The organism is Mesorhizobium sp. B2-3-13 (genome assembly GCF_006442195.1).
GTDB classification, from domain to species: Bacteria; Pseudomonadota; Alphaproteobacteria; order Rhizobiales; family Rhizobiaceae; genus Mesorhizobium; species Mesorhizobium salmacidum.
In genome coordinates, this window is sequence record NZ_VFVQ01000009.1 from 64,565 (window position 1) to 83,105 (window position 18,541).

The window sequence follows — 18,541 nt, forward strand, 5'->3', positions numbered from 1 at the left end:
TTGGCGTGCGCGACAGAACTTGAAGGCACAGGTCCTGAGCCTCGTGAGGCGTTTGGCTTGCTGGAGGGCATATGCCTGTTTCAGCAGCGCCTCGTCGACCTGTGTACGTGAGAGCGAATTTGCCGTCTGCGGATTGGCTTGCGGCGATCTTGGCTTCGGCGTGGGGCCAGGCTTGACGTGCTTGGACCAGGCGGGCGGGAGACGATTGTTCATAGAGTCTCGCGATCAAAAAGAGGCGAAGGAATCCAGTGTCGCGGGTGCGGACGTGGCGACCTTGCGCCAACCATCCGGTCACGCTAGCAAGAAGGCTCCTTCCAAGCGAGCTTTCGACATGCCAACGCGCCCTGCCCTCTCGCCGCTCATCGCCGCACTCCCGTCGACGGTGCCGTTTGTCGGCCCCGAAGCGCAGGAACGAGAGCGCGGGCGCGCTTTCCGTGCCCGCATCGGTGCCAATGAAAGCAGCTTTGGCCCCTCGCCGCGCGTCATCGCCCGCATGGAGAGTGTCGCGCGCGACCAGTGGATGTATTGTGACCCAGACAATTACGACCTGAAAGTCGCGGCGGCCGCTCATCACAATGTGGCGGTCGAGAACGTCGTTGTCGGCGAAGGCATCGACGGCCTGCTCAGCCTGGTGGCGCGCATGTATGTGGCGCCTGGCGATGCGGTGGTCACCTCGCTCGGCGCCTATCCGACCTTCAACTTCCACATTGCCGGTGTCGGCGGCCGGCTGGTGACCGTCCGTTACGAGAACGACCGCGAAAACCTGGACGGTCTGCTCGCGGCGGTCGTCAGGGAGAAGGCGCCACTGGTCTATCTGTCCAACCCGGACAATCCGATGGGCAGCTGGTGGGAAGCCGACGAGGTCATCGGCTTCATACAAGCCTTGCCGGAAAGCACCATGCTGGTGCTCGACGAGGCCTATGGCGAACTGGGGCCGGCCTCGGCCCTGCCGCCGATCAACATCTCCCGGCCAAACGTCATCCGCATGCGAACCTTTTCGAAGGCCTACGGACTTGCCGGCATACGGTGCGGCTATGCGTTGGCCGAGACGCAAGTGATCAGCGACTTCGAGAAGATCCGCAACCACTACGGCGTCAGCCGCATGGCGCAGATCGCCGGCGTCGAGGCGCTCGCCGATCAGGTCTATCTCGAGACGGTGGTGGCCCGGGTGGCCGCCGGACGGCGGCGCATCGCTGATATTGCCGAACAGAATGGGTTGAAGCCGCTCGCCTCGGCGACCAATTTCGTCACCATCGACAGCGGCCATGACGGTGCTTTCGCTCTGAAAGTGCTGCAGGGATTGTTGTCGCGCGACGTCTTCATCCGCAAGCCGATGGCGCCAGGGCTCGACCGCTGCATCCGCGTCAGTGTCGGTCTCGACCACGAACTGGATATCTTCGCCGAGGAATTGCCCGGCGCATTGGCAGCGGCGCGCGGAAACTAGGGCGCTTCGCGGTGCTCGGGAGGCATCGCTGCGCCGAGCAAATGCCTGACACGCGTCAGCACATCAGACAACTCCGCGGCTTCCCTGTCATTCAGCCCCGCGGTCAGGCGGGCAAGATCACAATCCGTGGCCGCATGAAGTGCGGCAAGCGCGGCCTGGCCGCGCGCAGTGAGCGATAGGACGCGCGGCCGCAAAGGTGCGGGACCGGTGCACATTTCAGTCAGGCCGGCGGCAGAGAATTTGCGAAGAATTCTCGCGACATAGGCAGGATCCACCTGGAGGTCCCGGGCGACCGCGGAGGCCACCGGTTCGACATCGAGCCGAAACGCTCGCGACAGAAAACCTGTCTTGCCGCCGGGATTGGTGGCGCTATGGCGAGGGCGGTGGCCGATCTCGAACAGCACCCGCGCCTCGGTCAGGGTATAGGCGCTGTGCATCAACGTCTCGTCGAGCAACCCGATCAGGCCGGTGTAGAACCGGTTGAAGTGGCGGATACCGCGGACCAAGCCATTCCGATCGCGCATGCCAGGTGCCTCACGCGAAATTACCAGGCCATAGAGATGATCGCTATCAAATTGACTTAGTCAATCATTTACTAGATCGAGTCATCCATTTTCCGCAAAGAATCCGGGTTCTCGATTGGATAGACCTCAAGCCAGTTGCCTTCGTTCCGCGCTGCGCCACACTCTATGCAAGGGAGCGAGCCATGAAAGACCGGAAAAGGGCAGTGCAGGCGCGCATATATGGCAAGGTCCAAGGCGTCGGCTACAGGATCTGGGCGCGAGGCGAAGCGACAAGGCTCGAGCTGCTGGGCTGGGTGCGCAACGAAAGAGACGGCTCGGTTACGGCATGGCTTACCGGCGCCGACGCGGCTGTCGCGGCCATGATCGAACGGCTTCGGCAAGGCCCGCCCGGCGCTGCTGTCTCGCGGATCGAGCTGGACGAGCTGGAGACCTGGACCACGCCTGGAGATTTCAGGATCATGACGTAGACAGATTTCTTCTCTCTTGAATTAATTGAACGTTCGTTTTATTATCTGCCGCCAACGAGGCGATGATGGCACGCACCACAGGATCAGACGGCGAGCGAACCGAAGCGGCAGTCCGCGAGGCGGCGGTCAACCTGATTGCGCGCTATGGCTATGAAGCGATGTCGATGCGCCAATTGGCCGCCGAGGTCGGCGTGCAGGCAGCCGCGCTCTACCGCTATTTCCCGACCAAGGAAGACCTGCTGTTCACGCTGATGCGCGACCATATGCAAGGGCTTCGCGAAGCGTGGGAGCACTCCAGGCCGGCCGGCGCGGATCCGGCTCGGCAGCTTGCCGCCTATGTGCGCAACCACATCGCCTTTCATATCGGGCGCCGCCACGCCACGCATGTATCGAACATGGAATTGCGCAGCCTGTCGCCCGACAGGCTGACACAGATCCTGCGCATGCGCACGGCCTACGAAAAGGAACTGCGTTCGATCCTGCGCGATGGCGCCGAGGCTGGTATTTTCAGCATCGAGGACACCGGCCTGACGGCCATGGCGCTGATCCAGATGATGACCGGCGTCATCGTTTGGTTCCGGCCGGGCGAGCGATTGTCCATCGCCGAGGTCACGGAGACATACCTTTCGATGACAATGCGCCTAGTCGGCGCGAGGATGGCTACCGAAACTACAGCGCCGCGCGTCCCTTCGGATGCGCAAAGTATGCTGTAGCACTTTAATTTCGCGCATGATGCTTGCCGAAAGACGAAGTCGATTTTCGGGGGGTCATGCTGCAGGAGGAAGGGCATGTACACGAACACGCTCAGCTTCGGGCACGACGAGGACGTCGAGGCCCTGCGCGACCTGGTCCGGCGTTTCGCGCAGGACAGGATCGCGCCGATCGCCGCCGACATCGACCGGGAGAACGAATTCCCGGCGCATCTGTGGCGAGAACTCGGTACGCTCGGCCTGCTCGGCATAACCGCCGATCCCGATTTCGGCGGCAGCGGCATGGGCTATCTAGCCCATGTGATCGCGGTCGAGGAAATCTCGCGGGCCTCGGCATCGGTCGGCCTCTCCTATGGCGCCCACTCCAATCTCTGCGTCAACCAGATCAACCGCTGGGCAACGCCGGCACAGAAGGAAAAATACCTGCCGCCGCTATGTTCGGGCGAGCACGTCGGCGCGCTCGCCATGTCGGAGCCCGGCGCCGGCTCCGACGTGGTGTCGCTCAAATTGCGCGCCGAAAAGCGCAATGACGGCTATGTGCTCAACGGCACCAAGATGTGGATCACCAACGGCCCGGACGCCGAAACGCTGGTTGTCTACGCCAAGACCGACCCGGAAAGGGAAACGCGCGGCATCACCGCCTTCATCGTCGAAAAGGCGATGCCGGGATTTTCGGTGGCGCAGAAACTCGACAAGCTCGGCATGCGGGGATCCAACACCGGCGAACTGGTTTTCTCGGATGTCGAGGTGCCGTTCGACAATGTGCTGCACGAGGAAGGACGCGGCGTCGAGGTGCTGATGTCTGGCCTCGACTATGAACGCACCGTGCTTGCCGGCGGCCCGATCGGCTTGATGGCGGCGTGCCTCGACGTGGCGATCCCCTATGTTCACGAGCGCAAGCAGTTCGGCCAGCCGATTGGGGAATTCCAACTGGTACAAGGCAAGCTTGCCGATATGTATACGGCGCTGAATGCCGCGCGCGCTTACGTCTACGCCGTCGCAGCCGCTTGCGACCGCGGCCAGACCACCCGCAAGGATGCCGCCGGCTGCGTGCTGTTTGCCGCCGAGAGAGCGACGCAGATGGCGCTCGACGCCATTCAACTGCTTGGTGGAAACGGCTATATCAACGACTATCCGACCGGCCGGCTTTTGCGCGACGCCAAGCTGTACGAGATCGGCGCCGGCACCAGCGAAATCCGCCGCTGGCTGATCGGCCGCGAGATCATGGCGGAGGGGGTGTAGCGTGGCTGTCCTCCAGACCCAGATTTCGCCCTCCTCCGAAACCTTCCGCGCCAATGCCGAGCGCATGCGGGCGCTGGTTGCCGACATCACTGAAAAGGCCGCGGCCGTCGAGCGCGGCGGCTCGGACGAGGCGCGCGAACGCCACGTCGGCCGTGGCAAGCTGCTGCCGCGCGAACGCCTGGCGCAATTGCTGGACACCGGCTCGCCCTTCCTCGAGATCGGCCAGTTCGCGGCGTGGTCCATGTATGGCGAGGAGATCTCGTCGGCCGGCCTGATCGCCGGCATCGGCCGCGTCGAGGGTACCGAGGTGATGGTCGTCGTCAACGACGCCACAGTGAAGGGGGGCACCTATTATCCGCTGACGGTGAAAAAGCATTTGCGCGCGCAGGAGATCGCGCTTCAGAACAACCTGCCTTGCGTCTATCTGGTCGACAGTGGCGGCGCCAATCTGCCAAACCAGGACGAGGTCTTTCCCGACCGCGAGCATTTCGGCCGCATCTTCTACAACCAGGCCAACATGTCGGCTGCCGGCATCCCGCAGATCGCCTGCGTCATGGGTTCCTGCACGGCTGGCGGAGCCTATGTGCCGGCGATGTCGGACGAGACGATCATGGTGCGCAACCAGGCGACCATCTTCCTCGGCGGACCGCCGCTGGTAAAGGCGGCCACCGGCGAGGACGTCAGCGCCGAAGAATTGGGTGGCGCGGATGTTCACACCAAGCTGTCCGGTGTCGCCGATCACTATGCGCTGGACGACGAACACGCGCTTGCCATCTGCCGGCGCATCATCAAGAACCTGAATCGGAACAAGGCTGTAAGCCTGAGCTTACAGAAAGCTCATCCGCCGCTTCACCCGGCAGATGAACTCTACGGCATCGTCCCGACCGATCTGCGCCAGCCCTATGACGTGCGCGAAGTGATCGCGCGCGTTGTCGACGGCTCCGAATTCGATGAATTCAAGCAGAACTACGGCACGACGCTGATCACCGGCTTTGCCCATCTCCACGGCATGCCGGTCGGCATCATCGCCAACAATGGCGTGCTGTTTTCCGAGAGCGCGCTGAAGGGCGCGCACTTCATCGAATTGTGCTGCCAGCGCAAGATCCCGCTGGTTTTCCTGCAGAACATCACCGGCTTCATGGTCGGCAGGAAATACGAGGCGGGCGGCATCGCCAAGGACGGCGCCAAGCTGGTGATGGCGGTGGCGACCGCCAGGGTGCCCAAGGTGACTGTCATTATCGGCGGTTCGTTCGGGGCCGGCAATTACGGCATGTGCGGCCGCGCCTACTCACCTCGCTTCTTGTGGATGTGGCCCAACGCCCGCATCTCGGTGATGGGCGGCGAGCAGGCGGCAGCCGTACTCGCCATGGTCAAGCGCGAGGGCATCGAGCGCAAGGGCGGGGAATGGAGCGCCGAGGAGGAGGCGAAATTCAAGAAGCCGATCCTGATGAAATACGAGCATGAAGGCCATCCGCTCTATTCCTCGGCAAGGCTCTGGGATGACGGCATCATCGATCCGGCCAGGACACGCGAGGTGCTGGCGCTCAGCCTGTCGGCCGCGCTCAACGCCGAGATCGAGGAGACACGCTTCGGCGTGTTCAGGATGTGATGATGGGCGCTATGGGCGACCGGATCAGCGTTCACACCGGCGACATCACCAAGCTGGCGGTCGATGCCATCGTTAATGCTGCCAACTCCTCGCTGCTCGGTGGCGGTGGGGTCGATGGAGCCATTCACCGCGCCGCTGGGCCGGAGCTCGAATTCGAATGTCGCATGCTCAATGGCTGCAAGACCGGCGATGCCAAGATCACCAAGGGTTATAAACTGCCGGCTCGACACATCATCCATACTGTCGGGCCCGTCTGGCAGGGCGGCGGCAAGGGCGAAGCCGAATTGCTGGCCTCCTGTTACCGGCGTTCGCTTGAACTAGCAGTCGCCAATGACTGCCGCTCGGTGGCATTCCCGGCCATTTCGACCGGTGTGTACCACTATCCGAAAGATGAAGCGACCAATGTCGCCGCTACTGAGGTCAATGACTTCATCAAGCAGAACACACTTCCCGAAACCGTCATTTTCTGCTGCTTCGACGAAGCCATGGCGGAATTATACCGACGTATTCTTGCAACATTGGGTGAAGAATGAACTTTATAAGCCACGCCGTTCATGCGCTCACCAAACCAAGAGCCTCCCCTGCAGATCTGGCGGCGTTGTATAATATTCGTTATTCCTCATCCTGCACTTTTAAACAGGGATGGGGTACAAATGAAACCGAAATACTCACGGAATGTTTCTACTCTAATACTTTCAGTATTACTGCCAACCGCCGCACATGGCGCGAGCGTGGCCGGCTCGCTGGCGGGAAGCGGGGGGGACAAGCGTTTCCCGCCGACTTTGAATGGCGATCCGGAGTCACCATGCACCAGGGCCTACCAGGCCTATGTCGCGGCCACCGGCCATTCCGCCTATGCCACCACGCCGTACTCCAGGGTGGTTTCTCTCCACATTCTCTGCGGCGCGCGACTGAACGCGCCGTCGCAAGAGATGGCAGAGGAACTGGCCATGAAATCCTGCCTGGCCACGCGCGACCACTACAAGGTGACAAACGGCGGCGCCTGCGAGATCGCCGCGTCCAAATAAACAGGCGCCTGCCGGAATGGCGCCGCCCGATGCAAATCCGGGAGGCTCCATGTTCACGAAAATCCTGATCGCCAATCGGGGCGAGATCGCTTGCCGTGTCATCCGCACAGCGCGCAAGCTCGGCGTGCACACCGTCGCAGTCTATTCGGATGCCGATGCGAGATCCCTGCATGTCGAGATGGCCGACGAGGCGGTCCATATCGGCCCCTCGCCCGTCGGCGAGAGTTATCTGCGCGGTGACAGGATCGTTGCGGCGGCTCTTGCAACGGGCGCGCAGGCCATCCATCCCGGTTACGGATTCCTGTCGGAAAACCCCGATTTCGTCGACCAGGTGGTGACTGCCGGTCTCATTTTCATCGGCCCGTCGGCGGCCTCGATCCGCGCCATGGGGCTGAAGGACGCCGCCAAGCGGCTGATGGAGAAGGCCGGCGTTCCGGTCGTTCCGGGTTATCATGGCGAGGCGCAGGAAATCGTGCTGCTGGCCTCAAAGGCCCGCGAGATCGGCTATCCCGTGCTGATAAAGGCGCGTGCCGGCGGCGGCGGCAAGGGCATGCGGCGCGTCGAGCATCCCGATGACTTTTCCGAGGCGCTGTCCAGCACCCGGCGCGAGGCCAAGGCCGCCTTCGGCGACGACCGTGTGCTGGTCGAAAAATATGTCGACAAGCCACGGCATATCGAAGTGCAGGTGTTCGGCGACAATTTCGGCGACGCGGTGCATTTCTACGAACGCGACTGCTCGGCGCAACGCCGCCACCAGAAGGTGATCGAGGAGGCCCCCGCCCCCGGCATGACGCCGGCTTTGCGCAAGGCGATGACGGAAGCGGCGGTGAAGGCAGCCAAGGCAATCAACTATTCCGGCGCCGGCACCATCGAGTTCATCGTCGACGCCTCGCAAGGCCTCAAGGCCGACCGCTTCTGGTTCATGGAAATGAACACCCGCCTGCAGGTCGAGCATCCAGTCACCGAGATGGTCACCGGCACCGATCTGGTCGAGTGGCAGTTGCGGGTCGCCAGCGGCGAAAAACTGCCGAAGACACAAAGCGAGATCGCGCTTTCTGGCCATGCTTTCGAGGTGCGCATCTATGCCGAGGACGCGGCCAAGGGCTTTCTGCCGGCGACGGGCACGCTGCACCACCTGAAATTCCCGGGCGTTGCCCCAGAAGGAGCCGCGATGCGCATTGAGACTGGCGTGCGGGCTGGCGATGCGATTTCGCCCTATTACGACCCCATGATCGCGAAGCTGGTCGTCCATGCCGGGGACAGACAGGCGGCGCTGGAAGGGCTCCGCACAGCGCTCGCGCAAACCGAGATTGCCGGCTCCACCGTCAACACCGCTTTTCTTGCCGCTCTTGCGGCCGATCCGGATTTTGCAGCAGGCGACGTCGATACCGGCCTGATCGGCCGACACCAGGAAGCGCTGACGGCGGTCGCGCCGCCGACCGGCGAAATCATCTCGGCTGCCGTCCTGGCGGCCTCGGGTGCCGGAGCATTGCCGTCGTCGGACGACCCGTGGTCGTCGCTTGCCGGCTATGCGCATTTCTGCGGCGTGGTGCGGCGCATGCGGCTGAAGTTCGGCGAGGAGCAAATTCAGGCAAAGGTTTCAATGCGGCCGGACGGACGCTTTCAGGTGGCGCTCGATGCGCCTTACGATAGCACCAATTCGCATGATCTTCGCGCCGTTCCCCGCCTCGCCCGCTGGCCCGCCCACATCACGGTGTTCGAAGGCGCTGCCGGATATGCTTTCACCGTGCCGGATCCCCTGGCCAGGAGCGATGAAGCAGCTGCCGCCTCCGGCAGCCTGCGCGCGCCGATGCCGGGTCTCGTCAAGCTTGTGCGCGTGGCGAAAGGCGACGCTGTGATCAAGGGGCAAATTCTGCTGATCCTCGAAGCGATGAAGATGGAGCACACCATCGCCGCCCCGCATGATGGCGTGATCGCCGAGATCGCCGGGGAAGGGGCGCAGGTCACTGACGGGACGGTGCTGGTGCGGTTCGTCGAGGAACAGAGCGCGTCGAACTCAGCCACCAGTTGATAGCAGGAGCGCATCGCGGGCCGCAAACAGAAATGGCCGGGGCGAACCCGGCCATTTCCTGGGCTGTCAGAGCGATTACTGCGCGATCGGCGCGTACTTGCCGTCGTGCCACTGGTTGATGTCGTAGCTGGCATTCTTGAGGTCGCCCTTCTCGTCGAAGGTGACGTCGCCGACAACGGTGCTGATCGGCGTGCCGTTCTTCAACGCTTCGGCAACCTTGGCCGGATCGTCGCCGCCGGCACGCTTGATGCCTTCGGCGAAAGCCTGGACCACGGCGTAGGAGAACAGCGTGAAGCCTTCCGGCACGAAGCCGCCCGCCTTGATCTTCTCGACGGCCGCCTTGGCTTCCGGCTTTGCCTGCGGATCCGACGGGAACACGAACATGGTGCCCTCGCCGGCCGGGCCGGCAACCTGCCAGAACTCCGGCGAGGCGATCGAATCCGGCATGATCAGCTGGAACTTTAGGTTTTGCTCCGCCGACTGACGCAGGATCAGCCCGGCCTCAGGATGGTAGCCGCCGAAATAAACGACATCGGCCTTGAGATCCTTCAGCTTGGTGACAAGCGCCGAATAGTCCTTCTCGCCGGGGTTGATGGCGTCATAGTAGACTTCCTTGAGGCCACCAGTATTCATGGTTGCCCTGACAGCGTCAGCCACGCCCTGACCGTAGGCGCTCTTGTCGTGCAGGATGACGACTTTCTTTCCGGCATACTTCTTGGCGATCCAAGGGCCGATGAAGGCCCCCTGCGCGTCGTCACGCGTATAGAGACGCATGATCGTCGGCCAGCCGGCCTTTGCCGCGGCGTCGGTCAGCACCGGGTTCGAGGACGCCGGGCTCATCATCAGCGCACCGGCTTCTGCGTAGACCGCCGAGGCCGGGATGCTCGAACCCGAGCAGGCATGACCGTCGATGAACTTGACGCCGTTGGCAACGATGCGGTTGGCGACCGACACGGCCTGCTTTGGATCGCACTGGTCGTCCTCGATGTCGAGCTTGATCATCGAGCCGTTGACGCCGCCCGCAGCGTTGATGGCATCGGCGGCGGCCTGTGCGCCCTGCTTGAACTGATCGCCGATGGTCGCGAGTTGTCCGGTCATCGGGCCGACCACCGAGACGGTGATGTCGTCGGCGAATGCGACCGGCGCGCTCATCATCAGGCCGAAAATGGCCGCGCTCAAAATACTCATTTTTTTCATGACAATAGAACTCCTCCACTCACGCGCGGCCGCTCCGGCCGCGCTTCTTCCAGAGAGGCGGGACAATTTCATCCTTCATCGGACCTGTCTAGGCGCATTGGCGCCACTCGATTGGGCCTGCCTGGCCTCATTCAAGCAAAAAAGCCACGCCAGCCTTGTTCCGGCTGGTCGTGGCTTTTTTGCCTGTCAGGCCGTTTCCCCGGCGCCCCCGCGCTGTGAACCCAACCCACCTTCCCTGTCTTCCTGTTGGCCATGATCTTGCCGAGGCCCCGATTCCACTTTCGGGATCATGGTTCGTCGGGCGGCTTGGACCTGTCGGCCTGCCACATTCTTTTTGTTGTTGGCCTGTGGCCTGGCTGTCTGCGCAGCCTATCCCTGTTGGCCCGACCGTCTTTTCAGCGGTCTTGGCCGGAGCGTTCCCGTCTGGCGGAACTCAGTGCATGGTCATCCATTCGCGGGCTTCGCGCAGCGCCTTGGCGATCTCGATCTTCGACATGGCCGCCGAGAGTTCCGAGCGCAGCTCGGCGGCGCGGACCGAACCCTTGATGGCGGCGATGTTGAACCATTTGTGGGCGGCAACGACGTCGGTCTCGCAATCGCGGCCGGTCGCATACATCATGCCCAGTTCGAAAAGAATGTCGGCCTGGGCAGTTGCCCCCATGGCGCCGAAGCCTGCTTCAAGCATTTCAAAACGTGCCATTTTAGTCCCCTGTCTGGCTCCCGAGAGCTGCCTCCGTTTGTCTTGTCCGGGCCGCTCTTTCGATGCTTTCGAGAATGCCGCGCAGGCTTGAATCCGTCGTTAAATGGCGTGCTTAATTTGAGGAAAACAAAGCTAAAACAATAGGTAAACACAGAAATTCGTTAAGGATACGGAGCCAGCAATTCGGCTAGGTTTTGCCAAATTTGACGAAAATTTTCACGGCCGCAGTCAACACTCCGCTAACCACGGGAAACAAACGCGACGAGCCGATCGTTTTCATTTCCGCGCCGACAGAGCGAATTTAGGCGCTTTCAAAATGCCAAAGTCTTCCGTAGCGGCACCGCTTTTGTTTTGACGGAAGCTGGATTAGCTTACGTTTGCGTAAGCGGCAGACCGGCGAGGCGGAGCATCCGGCCGGCTATCCAGAGGGACGAAGACATGTTTCGAAAAGTGAGCCTGGCCCTGGCGGCCACTTTGATCCTGAGCGGCGCGGCGTGGGCCGATCCGATAGAGGGCAACTGGAAAACGCAGGCAGGCGACACGGCGGCCATTTCAGGCGGCGGTTCATTTTCCATCACGCTCAAGTCCGGCAAATATGCCGGCAAGACCATCGGCTCGCTCAAGGCGGCCGGCGACAACAAATATACCGGCAACATCACCGACCCGGCAAACGACAAGACCTATTCGGGCAAGGCGACATTATCGGGCGCCTCGCTCAAGATGAGCGGCTGCGTGCTCGGCGGACTGATCTGCAAGAGCCAGACTTGGCACAAGCTCTGATCGACCATTTCCCAGTGATCTCAAAACGGGGCCCGGCGGGCCCCGTTTTCATTTTACCGATGCGCTGACTGTCGCACCCGATCGCCGTCCGGGGCCAGCGGCGACCCAGCCAACGTCGCGTCAAATCAATTTGAACCGCAGATGAACGCCGGCATCAGAGCCGGTTCAGCGGCGTCAGGGCATTCTCATGCGTGTTGAAGGAGACACAGACCCAATGCTTGCTCGCCGCTTCACCATCGTCTGCCTGCTGATGAGCCTGTTTGGAATGTTCTTCGCCATTCTCGTCGCCGAAGCGGGCCGTTCCCCCCGCTCCTGGGACGAAGCCACCAGGCTCTGCCATCTCGCCTGCCCGACCAACCTTCGCCACTAAACCAAATAGCCCGGACCTCGAAAAGAAAAGCACAGACATCATGAACCGCATCGCCGCCAACACTCTCAAGACCCTCCGGCTCCTGCCGCGGGCGGCGCTTATCCTGATGGTTCTGGCCGCCCCGGTCCTGGCGGTGCCGATGATGCGCGCCGATGCCGGCTCGACGATCGAGGCGCCGGCGCTCAGAAAGTCTGGCCTCGGGTTCGTTCTGCTGGTCAGCCTGCAGCGGGGTTGAAGAAAAAAGGGGCGCTTTGGGCGCCTTCGGCGGCGACACCCCTCCCAACCGGCCGCCCAAGTCTCTATATTGGGCCATGGAAAAGCGAATCTATCCCCAAGCCATTGAATCTGTCGTCATGCCCGAGCCTTTTGGCCGGCAGAGCTTCGACAACGCCGAAAAGGCCGTTGCCGCGCTGCAGGTGCTCTACGACCGCAACACCAAGTTCCTGCGCGATTCCTTCGCGGCCCTTGCCGCCGGCGGCGACAGCAGCAAGCGCTACCGGGCCTTCTACCCCGAGATTGGCGTCACCACGAGTTCGTTCACCCAGGTCGACTCTCGCCAGGCCTATGGCCACATGCCGACGCCCGGTCATTTCGCCACCACGGTTACCCAGCCGGACCTGTTCGAGACCTACCTCATCGAGCAGCTTCGGCTGATCATGCGCAATCACGGCGTGTCGGTGACCGTCTCGGAATCGACCACGCCGATCCCGCTGCATTTCGCTTTCCTGGAAGGCACCTATGTCGACGGCGCTGATGCCGAACGTATCAAGCGGCCGATCCGCGACCTGTTCGACGTGCCGGATCTGGACGGCACCGACGATCAGATCGCCAACGGTACGTTCGAGGTCGCCTTCGGCGAGCCCCGGCCGCTGGCGCCGTTCACGGCGCAGCGCATCGACTATTCACTGCACCGCATGACGCACTACACTGCAACCAGCCCGCAGCATTTCCAGAATTTCGTGCTGTTCACCAACTATCAGTTCTATATCGACGAGTTCGTCGCCCGCGCCCGCGACCTGATGGAAAACGGTGGTGAAGGCTACACGGAATTTGTCGAACCTGGCAACGTTATCACCCGGTCCGGACAGAGCGCTCCCAGTGAAGGCGTAGCGCCACAGCGCCTGCCGCAGATGCCGGCCTACCATCTGAAGAAGCCGAACCATGGTGGCATCACCATGGTCAATATCGGCGTGGGTCCTTCCAACGCCAAGACCATTACCGACCATATCGCCGTGCTTCGGCCACATGCCTGGGTGATGCTTGGTCACTGCGCCGGGCTGCGCAACACCCAGGCGCTGGGCGATTATGTGCTCGCGCATGCCTATGTGCGCGAAGACCACGTGCTGGATGACGATCTGCCGGTGTGGGTGCCGATCCCGCCGTTGGCCGAGATCCAGGTTGCGCTACAGGAAGCAGTAGCCGAGGTCACCGGCCTGTCAGGCTATGATCTGAAGCGCATCATGCGCACGGGCACCGTCGCCACCATCGACAACCGAAACTGGGAACTGCGCGACCAGCGCGGACCGGTGCAGCGCCTGTCGCAGTCGCGCGCTATCGCCCTCGATATGGAATCGGCGACGATCGCCGCCAATGGCTTCCGCTTCCGCGTCCCCTACGGCACGCTGCTGTGCGTTTCCGACAAGCCGCTGCATGGCGAGTTGAAATTGCCTGGCATGGCGACAGAGTTCTACAAACGCCAGGTGGCGCAACACCTGACCATCGGCATCAGGGCGATGGAAAAGCTGGCCGAGATGCCGATGGAGCGGCTGCATTCGCGCAAGCTCCGGAGCTTTTCGGAGACAGCATTCCAGTAGGCGGTCGCTTGAAGGCTCGGCGAGGCAATTCGTCGTCTTGCTCGGCCGCAATTTGGCCGATAAGCAAATCGAACTGATCGACAGGCGGCATTCAGCGGACACGACCTCGCAGACAAGACCTCAATGACAACAGGCGCGCGCTTGAACATGATGGCTGGGCTGGCATTCCTGGCGATGACGGCATTGTCGGCCGCTTTGTTGGCCGGGTTTTTCGGCGCGTTGCACCCCGCTTTCGATTCCTTCTCGCATTTTCGCATTCACCTCAGCGTGCTGATGGCGCTTTTGGCGCTGCCGCTGCTTGCAAGTTCCTACCGGCTGCAGGCGGCCGCGGCACTGCTCTTCGCGGTCGCCTGCCTGGTCACGACAGCAAGCGCATTGCCAAGGCTGTGGCCGCAGCCGGCGGTTGCCAAGCCCGCCGACCAGATCGTCTACAGCCTGCTGCAGATGAACCTTCGCTTCAACAATCCAACGCCGAAGAAAGTGCTCTCACTGATCGGCCGCACCAATCCGGACGTGATCACGCTCGACGAGGTGTCGGCGATGTGGACGACCGAGCTTGGCTACATCGCCAGCGCCTATCCCTACCGGATCCTCTGCCCTTACCCGAACCGCATGTTCGGCGTGGCGCTGCTGTCGCGCCGGCCGTTTGTCGCCGACACCGCGCCGCGTTGCGAGCCGCGCGGCGCGATGGCGACCGCCACCATCGACTTTGGCGGGAGCGATGTCGATGTCGCCGCGATCCATTTGACCTGGCCCTGGCCGAAGGAGCAATACTGGCAGATCGGCGAACTGGCGCAGCCACTGGCCGCGCTCGGCGAGACAGCGATCCTGGCCGGGGATTGCAACGCCGTGCCTTGGAGTGCCGCGGTGCGGCGGGTCGCGGCTCTCGGCGGGCTGACACTCATGCCTTCAGCCGGCCCGACCTGGATTCACCGGACACTGCCCGATTTCCTGCGCCGCTATGCAGGCCTGCCGATCGACCAGGTGTTCAGCAAGGGCGGGCTGACCATCCTGTCTTCGACGCGGCTGGAGGATACCGGCTCCGACCATCTGCCGGTGCTGGTCGAGTTCTCCGTCCGCACGGGCGACAAGCAACCGCATGACGAGCACGAGAGCGCGCTCGCGGCACACGATCTCCAAGGTAAGCCGCGCGGCTGATGCTTCGCCGTCCCAAGACGGGGCACCATCGCGAATGGGCAAGCGCGGTTCAGTGTCTGTTAGAATCACCGAACCGCTCTAACTCTTTATTTCGACATTTCGACGCACTTCCCAAGGGAAAGCGCTGCGCGCTTTGCCCGGGAAAACCGCCACGCACTTTGCTCTAGACGCCAACGCCGCCTTCAAGGTTTGGTCAGCGCGTCGACCAGGTGCTCGACATGGCCGCCATCACGATGCTCGCGCGCATCGAACGCATTCTGCCTGGCTTCGTATTCGGCATAAATGGCGTTGATCCGCCGCCTCGCTTCGACGTGGGTGCCCGCACAGAACCAGTTGTCGGGACGCTTCAGCCCGACAAGCGCGGTTTCGGTGGCCCGCATCATCCGCGCCGCAATGCGGCCGTGCGTATGCTCATGCTTGCGCACGCCGGCCATGAACCGGTCCCAGCGCTTGCGCAGGCCTGGATCTGTTGGCGAGAGCCGCCGTGGGAAAGTGTAGGTCACGTCGAGCGTCCCGTTGGCCTGGCGCAGGCGACAGGTCCCATCCTGACGGGCGACATCGAGATCCCAGTGCGTGGTGTAGCCGGTTTCGGCGATGGCGCGCGCCATATAGCCGTGCTTGGGCCCCAATCGGTCCATCGCCTCGACAAGGGCGGCGCCGGTCCTGCCGGCAACGTCATAGCTGCGGATATGCACGGTGAGCTTTGTGTCGGCCGAAGCAGCCGATGCGCAGACCAGCATGCCGGCTGCGGCGATCGTAGTCAGATTCCTCGGGCGCATGTCCGCCTCCTCTCCGGAAGCCATGAGACCATACTCCGAGCGGCGCTTCAACGGGCTTGGTTGAAACGGCCGCCCCTGCGGCGACAGACGAGGTCCGCCGCCGCTCACATACCCTGGTAGACCGGTCCTTCACCGCCCTGCGGCGGCACCCAGTTGATGTTCTGGTTCGGGTCCTTGATGTCGCAGGTCTTGCAGTGGACGCAGTTCTGCGCATTGATGACGAAGCGCACGTCCTTGGCTTGCGGATCGGCGGCGGCGTTGCCATCCTTGTCCACCCACTCATAGACGCCAGCCGGACAATAGCGCGTGGAAGGTCCGGCAAAGACATCGTGCTCGGACCGTTGCTGCAGCGCCATGTCACCGACGATGAGGTGCACCGGCTCGTTTTCCTCGTGATTGGTATTGGACAGGAACACCGAGGAGAGACGGTCGAAGGTGAGCACGCCATCCGGCTTCGGATAAGCGATCTTCTTGTGCTGGGCGGCAGGCTCGAGGGTGGCATAGTCGGCCTTGCCATGCTTCAGCGTGCCGAAGGGCGAGACGCCGAACAGCGTGTTCAGCCACATATCGAGGCCGCCGAGGCTGACGCCTATGACAGTGCCGAAGCGCGACCATAGCGGCTTGACGTTGCGCACCTTCTTCAGGTCCTTGCCGATGTCGGTCGCGCGCCAGGCTTCTTCGTAGGCGGAGAGCTCGTCATTGGCACGGCCGGCGCCGATCGCCTCGGCGACATGATCGGCCGCCAGCATGCCGGACAGCACGGCATTGTGCGAACCCTTGATGCGCGGCACATTGACGAAGCCCGCCGCGCATCCGATCAGCGCGCCGCCCGGGAACGACAATTTCGGCACCGACTGCCAACCACCTTCCGTTATGGCGCGCGCACCGTAGCCCAGGCGCTTGGCGCCCTCGAATGTGCCTGCGATCGCCGGATGGGTCTTGAAGCGCTGGAATTCCTCGAAGGGCGACAGATAAGGGTTCTTGTAGTTGAGGTGGAGGACGAAGCCGACAGCCACCTGGTTGTCCTCCAGATGATAGAGGAACGAACCGCCGCCGGTCTTCATGTCGAGCGGCCAGCCGAAGGAATGCTGCACCAGACCGGGCCGATGGTTCTCCGGCTTGACCTGCCAGAGTTCCTTGAGGCCGATGCCGTATTTGCCCGGCTCGCGGCCATCGGAGAGTTTGTATCTGGCGATCAATTGCTTGGCGAGCGAACCGCGCGCGCCCTCGCCGATCAGCACATACTTGCCCATCAGCGCCATGCCCGGCGCGAAGCCCGGACCGTGCGTGCCGTCCTTCTCGACGCCCATGTCTCCGGTAACGACGCCGGTGACGGCACCTTCTTCATTGTAGAGCAGGCCGGTCGCGGCAAAGCCTGGATAGATCTCGACGCCAAGCGCTTCGGCCTTGCCGGCCAGCCAACGGCAGACGTTCCCCAGCGAGACGATATAGTTGCCGTGGTTGTTCATCAGCGGCGGCATGAGGATGTTGGGCAGGCGGAACGAGCCGGCGGGGCCGAGCACCAGGAAATGGTCCGCCGTGACCGGCGTCTTGAAGGGATGACCATCCTCCTCGCGCCAGCCGGGCAACAGCCGGTCGATGCCGATCGGATCGACGACGGCACCCGATAGGATATGGGCGCCGACCTCGCCGCCCTTTTCCAGCACGACGACCGAGAGTTCGGGATTGACCTGCTTGAGGCGGATGGCCGCAGCAAGGCCGGCCGGTCCGGCACCGACGATGACCACGTCGAATTCCATGCTTTCGCGTTCGATATCGCTCATCAACCCCTCCGCACTGGCTTGCCGCCGTTGGCGTATCTTGCTGGCTCTTGCGCTGCATAGCGCATCATTTGGCGACAGGAAACCGGCGCATACGTGACAATGCGGATTTGGCCAAAAAGTCGCGCATTCCGCGGCAGGCAAGCCGCTTCCGCGCGGCGCGACCCGCCAAACTTGCGTTTTTTATTGTTCGACGGCTTGCTTATCGGCCATACTTCCCGCCATGCGCATTCCCGGGCCAGGCGGCTTCTCTTCGACGCGCTTTCCATCAACGCCCGGCCGGGCCTGCCGGGCGATTACTTTGGCCCTTCTGGCTTTGGCGCCGGGTCATGCCGTCGCCGATGAAGTGAAGGTCTGGTCGACAGGCGCGTACTCATTCTCCGACGAGCTTGGCGGTTTCCGCATCACCGGGGCCTCCGGCATCGGAACCAAGGACGATCCGCTTGTTGTCACCGAAGAGCTGAATTCGGCGACACCTGTGACGCTGACCATCCGCACCACAAAGCCGATCCAGACATTCGGCAAGGCGGGGGAGTTCGCCAACGGCATCATGTATATGCGCATAGACGTGCTCAACAACAGCGGCCAGGGCTGGATTGAATTCCAGTTCGAGCTGCAGGAAATATTGGACCAGCCAAGCGTGTTCGGAGACGGGCTTTCGTTCGACCAGCGCAACAAGACACCTGACAATATCTGGTCGAGCAATTTCGCCGATTTCGATCGCGAGTTCGAACCCTATGATCGGCTGCTGTTCAAGAACGGCAAGGTCGATCCGCTGAAGATCGCCCGCTTCGAATTCCTCATGACCGACTACACGCCGCGATGGACCTTCTATCTGGTGCAGGATCCACGCATACCCACTGGCTAGACCGCGACGTCTCCTTGGCAGCGGGATTGGCTGCCGCC

Annotated in this window: 19 protein-coding genes; 14 read left to right on the plus strand and 5 right to left on the minus strand. The window is 62.4% G+C overall.

Going from position 1 to position 18,541, the window contains the following annotated elements:
- Positions 1 to 331 precede the first annotated feature (331 nt).
- Positions 332 to 1,444, plus strand: coding sequence for a pyridoxal phosphate-dependent aminotransferase (locus tag FJ941_RS12865; protein WP_140506017.1), 1,113 nt, complete (start codon positions 332 to 334; stop codon positions 1,442 to 1,444).
- Here the strand turns inward: FJ941_RS12865 and FJ941_RS12870 are convergent.
- Entirely contained in the window at positions 1,441 to 1,968 is a 528-nt protein-coding gene (locus tag FJ941_RS12870; RefSeq protein ID WP_140506019.1) for a MarR family winged helix-turn-helix transcriptional regulator, read from the minus strand. The two genes, FJ941_RS12865 and FJ941_RS12870, sit on opposite strands and share 4 nt — an antisense overlap.
- 182 nt (positions 1,969 to 2,150) lie before the next feature.
- Here FJ941_RS12870 and FJ941_RS12875 point away from each other — a divergent pair, with 182 nt between their 5' ends.
- The 7 genes from FJ941_RS12875 (at position 2,151) to FJ941_RS12905 (ending at position 9,056) form a co-directional block, all read left to right on the plus strand.
- Positions 2,151 to 2,435, plus strand: a complete 285-nt coding sequence (locus FJ941_RS12875; RefSeq protein WP_140506021.1) for an acylphosphatase — start codon at positions 2,151 to 2,153, stop codon at positions 2,433 to 2,435.
- Between the two features lie 65 nt (positions 2,436 to 2,500).
- Positions 2,501 to 3,148 (plus strand): TetR/AcrR family transcriptional regulator, encoded by a 648-nt coding sequence (locus FJ941_RS12880; RefSeq protein ID WP_140506023.1) that lies wholly within the window; start codon positions 2,501 to 2,503, stop codon positions 3,146 to 3,148.
- A gap of 75 nt (positions 3,149 to 3,223) precedes the next feature.
- Positions 3,224 to 4,387 carry an isovaleryl-CoA dehydrogenase gene (locus FJ941_RS12885; protein ID WP_140506025.1) on the plus strand — a complete coding sequence of 388 codons (1,164 nt, stop codon included), beginning with the start codon at positions 3,224 to 3,226 and terminating at the stop codon, positions 4,385 to 4,387.
- Between the two features lies 1 nt (position 4,388).
- Complete coding sequence (locus FJ941_RS12890; protein ID WP_140506027.1) at positions 4,389 to 5,996, plus strand: carboxyl transferase domain-containing protein; 1,608 nt, start codon at positions 4,389 to 4,391, stop codon at positions 5,994 to 5,996.
- 2 nt (positions 5,997 to 5,998) lie between these two features.
- Positions 5,999 to 6,529, plus strand: a complete 531-nt coding sequence (locus FJ941_RS12895; protein WP_140506029.1) for an O-acetyl-ADP-ribose deacetylase — start codon at positions 5,999 to 6,001, stop codon at positions 6,527 to 6,529.
- Between the two features lie 120 nt (positions 6,530 to 6,649).
- A complete protein-coding gene (locus FJ941_RS12900) occupies positions 6,650 to 7,024 on the plus strand; it encodes a hypothetical protein (protein WP_181169780.1) in 375 nt (124 codons plus the stop codon).
- A gap of 49 nt (positions 7,025 to 7,073) precedes the next feature.
- Positions 7,074 to 9,056: an acetyl/propionyl/methylcrotonyl-CoA carboxylase subunit alpha gene (locus FJ941_RS12905; RefSeq protein ID WP_140506031.1), complete on the plus strand. Its 1,983-nt coding sequence runs from the start codon at positions 7,074 to 7,076 to the stop codon at positions 9,054 to 9,056.
- Positions 9,057 to 9,131: 75 nt separating this feature from the next.
- Here the strand turns inward: FJ941_RS12905 and FJ941_RS12910 are convergent, their stop codons facing one another.
- Both FJ941_RS12910 and FJ941_RS12915 read right to left on the minus strand, forming a co-directional pair.
- Complete coding sequence (locus tag FJ941_RS12910) at positions 9,132 to 10,253, minus strand: branched-chain amino acid ABC transporter substrate-binding protein (protein ID WP_027143910.1); 1,122 nt, start codon at positions 10,251 to 10,253, stop codon at positions 9,132 to 9,134.
- A gap of 433 nt (positions 10,254 to 10,686) precedes the next feature.
- Complete coding sequence (locus FJ941_RS12915) at positions 10,687 to 10,953, minus strand: sel1 repeat family protein (protein WP_140506033.1); 267 nt, start codon at positions 10,951 to 10,953, stop codon at positions 10,687 to 10,689.
- 438 nt (positions 10,954 to 11,391) lie between these two features.
- Between FJ941_RS12915 and FJ941_RS12920 the strand changes: the two genes are divergently transcribed.
- From FJ941_RS12920 to FJ941_RS12935, 5 genes are all read left to right on the plus strand, one after another.
- On the plus strand, positions 11,392 to 11,733 hold the full coding sequence (locus FJ941_RS12920; protein WP_027143911.1) for a DUF2147 domain-containing protein: 342 nt from the start codon (positions 11,392 to 11,394) through the stop codon (positions 11,731 to 11,733).
- Between the two features lie 214 nt (positions 11,734 to 11,947).
- Positions 11,948 to 12,103 (plus strand): hypothetical protein, encoded by a 156-nt coding sequence (locus tag FJ941_RS28960; RefSeq protein WP_181169782.1) that lies wholly within the window; start codon positions 11,948 to 11,950, stop codon positions 12,101 to 12,103.
- 40 nt (positions 12,104 to 12,143) lie between these two features.
- Positions 12,144 to 12,338: a hypothetical protein gene (locus tag FJ941_RS12925; RefSeq protein WP_140506034.1), complete on the plus strand. Its 195-nt coding sequence runs from the start codon at positions 12,144 to 12,146 to the stop codon at positions 12,336 to 12,338.
- A gap of 118 nt (positions 12,339 to 12,456) precedes the next feature.
- On the plus strand, positions 12,457 to 13,917 hold the full coding sequence (locus FJ941_RS12930) for an AMP nucleosidase (protein WP_246672913.1): 1,461 nt from the start codon (positions 12,457 to 12,459) through the stop codon (positions 13,915 to 13,917).
- Positions 13,918 to 14,064: 147 nt separating this feature from the next.
- Positions 14,065 to 15,075, plus strand: a complete 1,011-nt coding sequence (locus FJ941_RS12935; protein ID WP_181165904.1) for an endonuclease/exonuclease/phosphatase family protein — start codon at positions 14,065 to 14,067, stop codon at positions 15,073 to 15,075.
- Between the two features lie 182 nt (positions 15,076 to 15,257).
- On the opposite strand, the gene FJ941_RS12940 is transcribed toward FJ941_RS12935, so the two are convergent.
- Entirely contained in the window at positions 15,258 to 15,854 is a 597-nt protein-coding gene (locus FJ941_RS12940) for a DUF922 domain-containing protein (RefSeq protein WP_140506040.1), read from the minus strand.
- 104 nt (positions 15,855 to 15,958) lie between these two features.
- A complete protein-coding gene (locus FJ941_RS12945) occupies positions 15,959 to 17,638 on the minus strand; it encodes an electron transfer flavoprotein-ubiquinone oxidoreductase (RefSeq protein ID WP_140506041.1) in 1,680 nt (559 codons plus the stop codon).
- A 220-nt stretch (positions 17,639 to 17,858) separates the two neighbouring features.
- Between FJ941_RS12945 and FJ941_RS12950 the strand changes: the two genes are divergently transcribed.
- Positions 17,859 to 18,503, plus strand: a complete 645-nt coding sequence (locus tag FJ941_RS12950) for a hypothetical protein (protein ID WP_140506043.1) — start codon at positions 17,859 to 17,861, stop codon at positions 18,501 to 18,503.
- Positions 18,504 to 18,541 lie beyond the last annotated feature (38 nt).

Coding starts and splice junctions, on each gene's coding strand:
- FJ941_RS12885 (WP_140506025.1), top strand. CDS start 3,224: ATGTACACGAACACGCTCAGCTTCGGGCACGACGAGGACGTCGAGGCC.
- FJ941_RS12945 (WP_140506041.1), bottom strand. CDS start 17,638: ATGAGCGATATCGAACGCGAAAGCATGGAATTCGACGTGGTCATCGTC.
- FJ941_RS12925 (WP_140506034.1), top strand. CDS start 12,144: ATGAACCGCATCGCCGCCAACACTCTCAAGACCCTCCGGCTCCTGCCG.
- FJ941_RS12920 (WP_027143911.1), top strand. CDS start 11,392: ATGTTTCGAAAAGTGAGCCTGGCCCTGGCGGCCACTTTGATCCTGAGC.
- FJ941_RS12950 (WP_140506043.1), top strand. CDS start 17,859: ATGCGCATTCCCGGGCCAGGCGGCTTCTCTTCGACGCGCTTTCCATCA.
- FJ941_RS28960 (WP_181169782.1), top strand. CDS start 11,948: ATGCTTGCTCGCCGCTTCACCATCGTCTGCCTGCTGATGAGCCTGTTT.
- FJ941_RS12935 (WP_181165904.1), top strand. CDS start 14,065: ATGATGGCTGGGCTGGCATTCCTGGCGATGACGGCATTGTCGGCCGCT.
- FJ941_RS12870 (WP_140506019.1), bottom strand. CDS start 1,968: ATGCGCGATCGGAATGGCTTGGTCCGCGGTATCCGCCACTTCAACCGG.
- FJ941_RS12910 (WP_027143910.1), bottom strand. CDS start 10,253: ATGAAAAAAATGAGTATTTTGAGCGCGGCCATTTTCGGCCTGATGATG.
- FJ941_RS12875 (WP_140506021.1), top strand. CDS start 2,151: ATGAAAGACCGGAAAAGGGCAGTGCAGGCGCGCATATATGGCAAGGTC.
- FJ941_RS12930 (WP_246672913.1), top strand. CDS start 12,457: ATGCCCGAGCCTTTTGGCCGGCAGAGCTTCGACAACGCCGAAAAGGCC.
- FJ941_RS12900 (WP_181169780.1), top strand. CDS start 6,650: ATGAAACCGAAATACTCACGGAATGTTTCTACTCTAATACTTTCAGTA.
- FJ941_RS12895 (WP_140506029.1), top strand. CDS start 5,999: ATGGGCGCTATGGGCGACCGGATCAGCGTTCACACCGGCGACATCACC.
- FJ941_RS12865 (WP_140506017.1), top strand. CDS start 332: ATGCCAACGCGCCCTGCCCTCTCGCCGCTCATCGCCGCACTCCCGTCG.
- FJ941_RS12940 (WP_140506040.1), bottom strand. CDS start 15,854: ATGCGCCCGAGGAATCTGACTACGATCGCCGCAGCCGGCATGCTGGTC.
- FJ941_RS12905 (WP_140506031.1), top strand. CDS start 7,074: ATGTTCACGAAAATCCTGATCGCCAATCGGGGCGAGATCGCTTGCCGT.
- FJ941_RS12915 (WP_140506033.1), bottom strand. CDS start 10,953: ATGGCACGTTTTGAAATGCTTGAAGCAGGCTTCGGCGCCATGGGGGCA.
- FJ941_RS12880 (WP_140506023.1), top strand. CDS start 2,501: ATGGCACGCACCACAGGATCAGACGGCGAGCGAACCGAAGCGGCAGTC.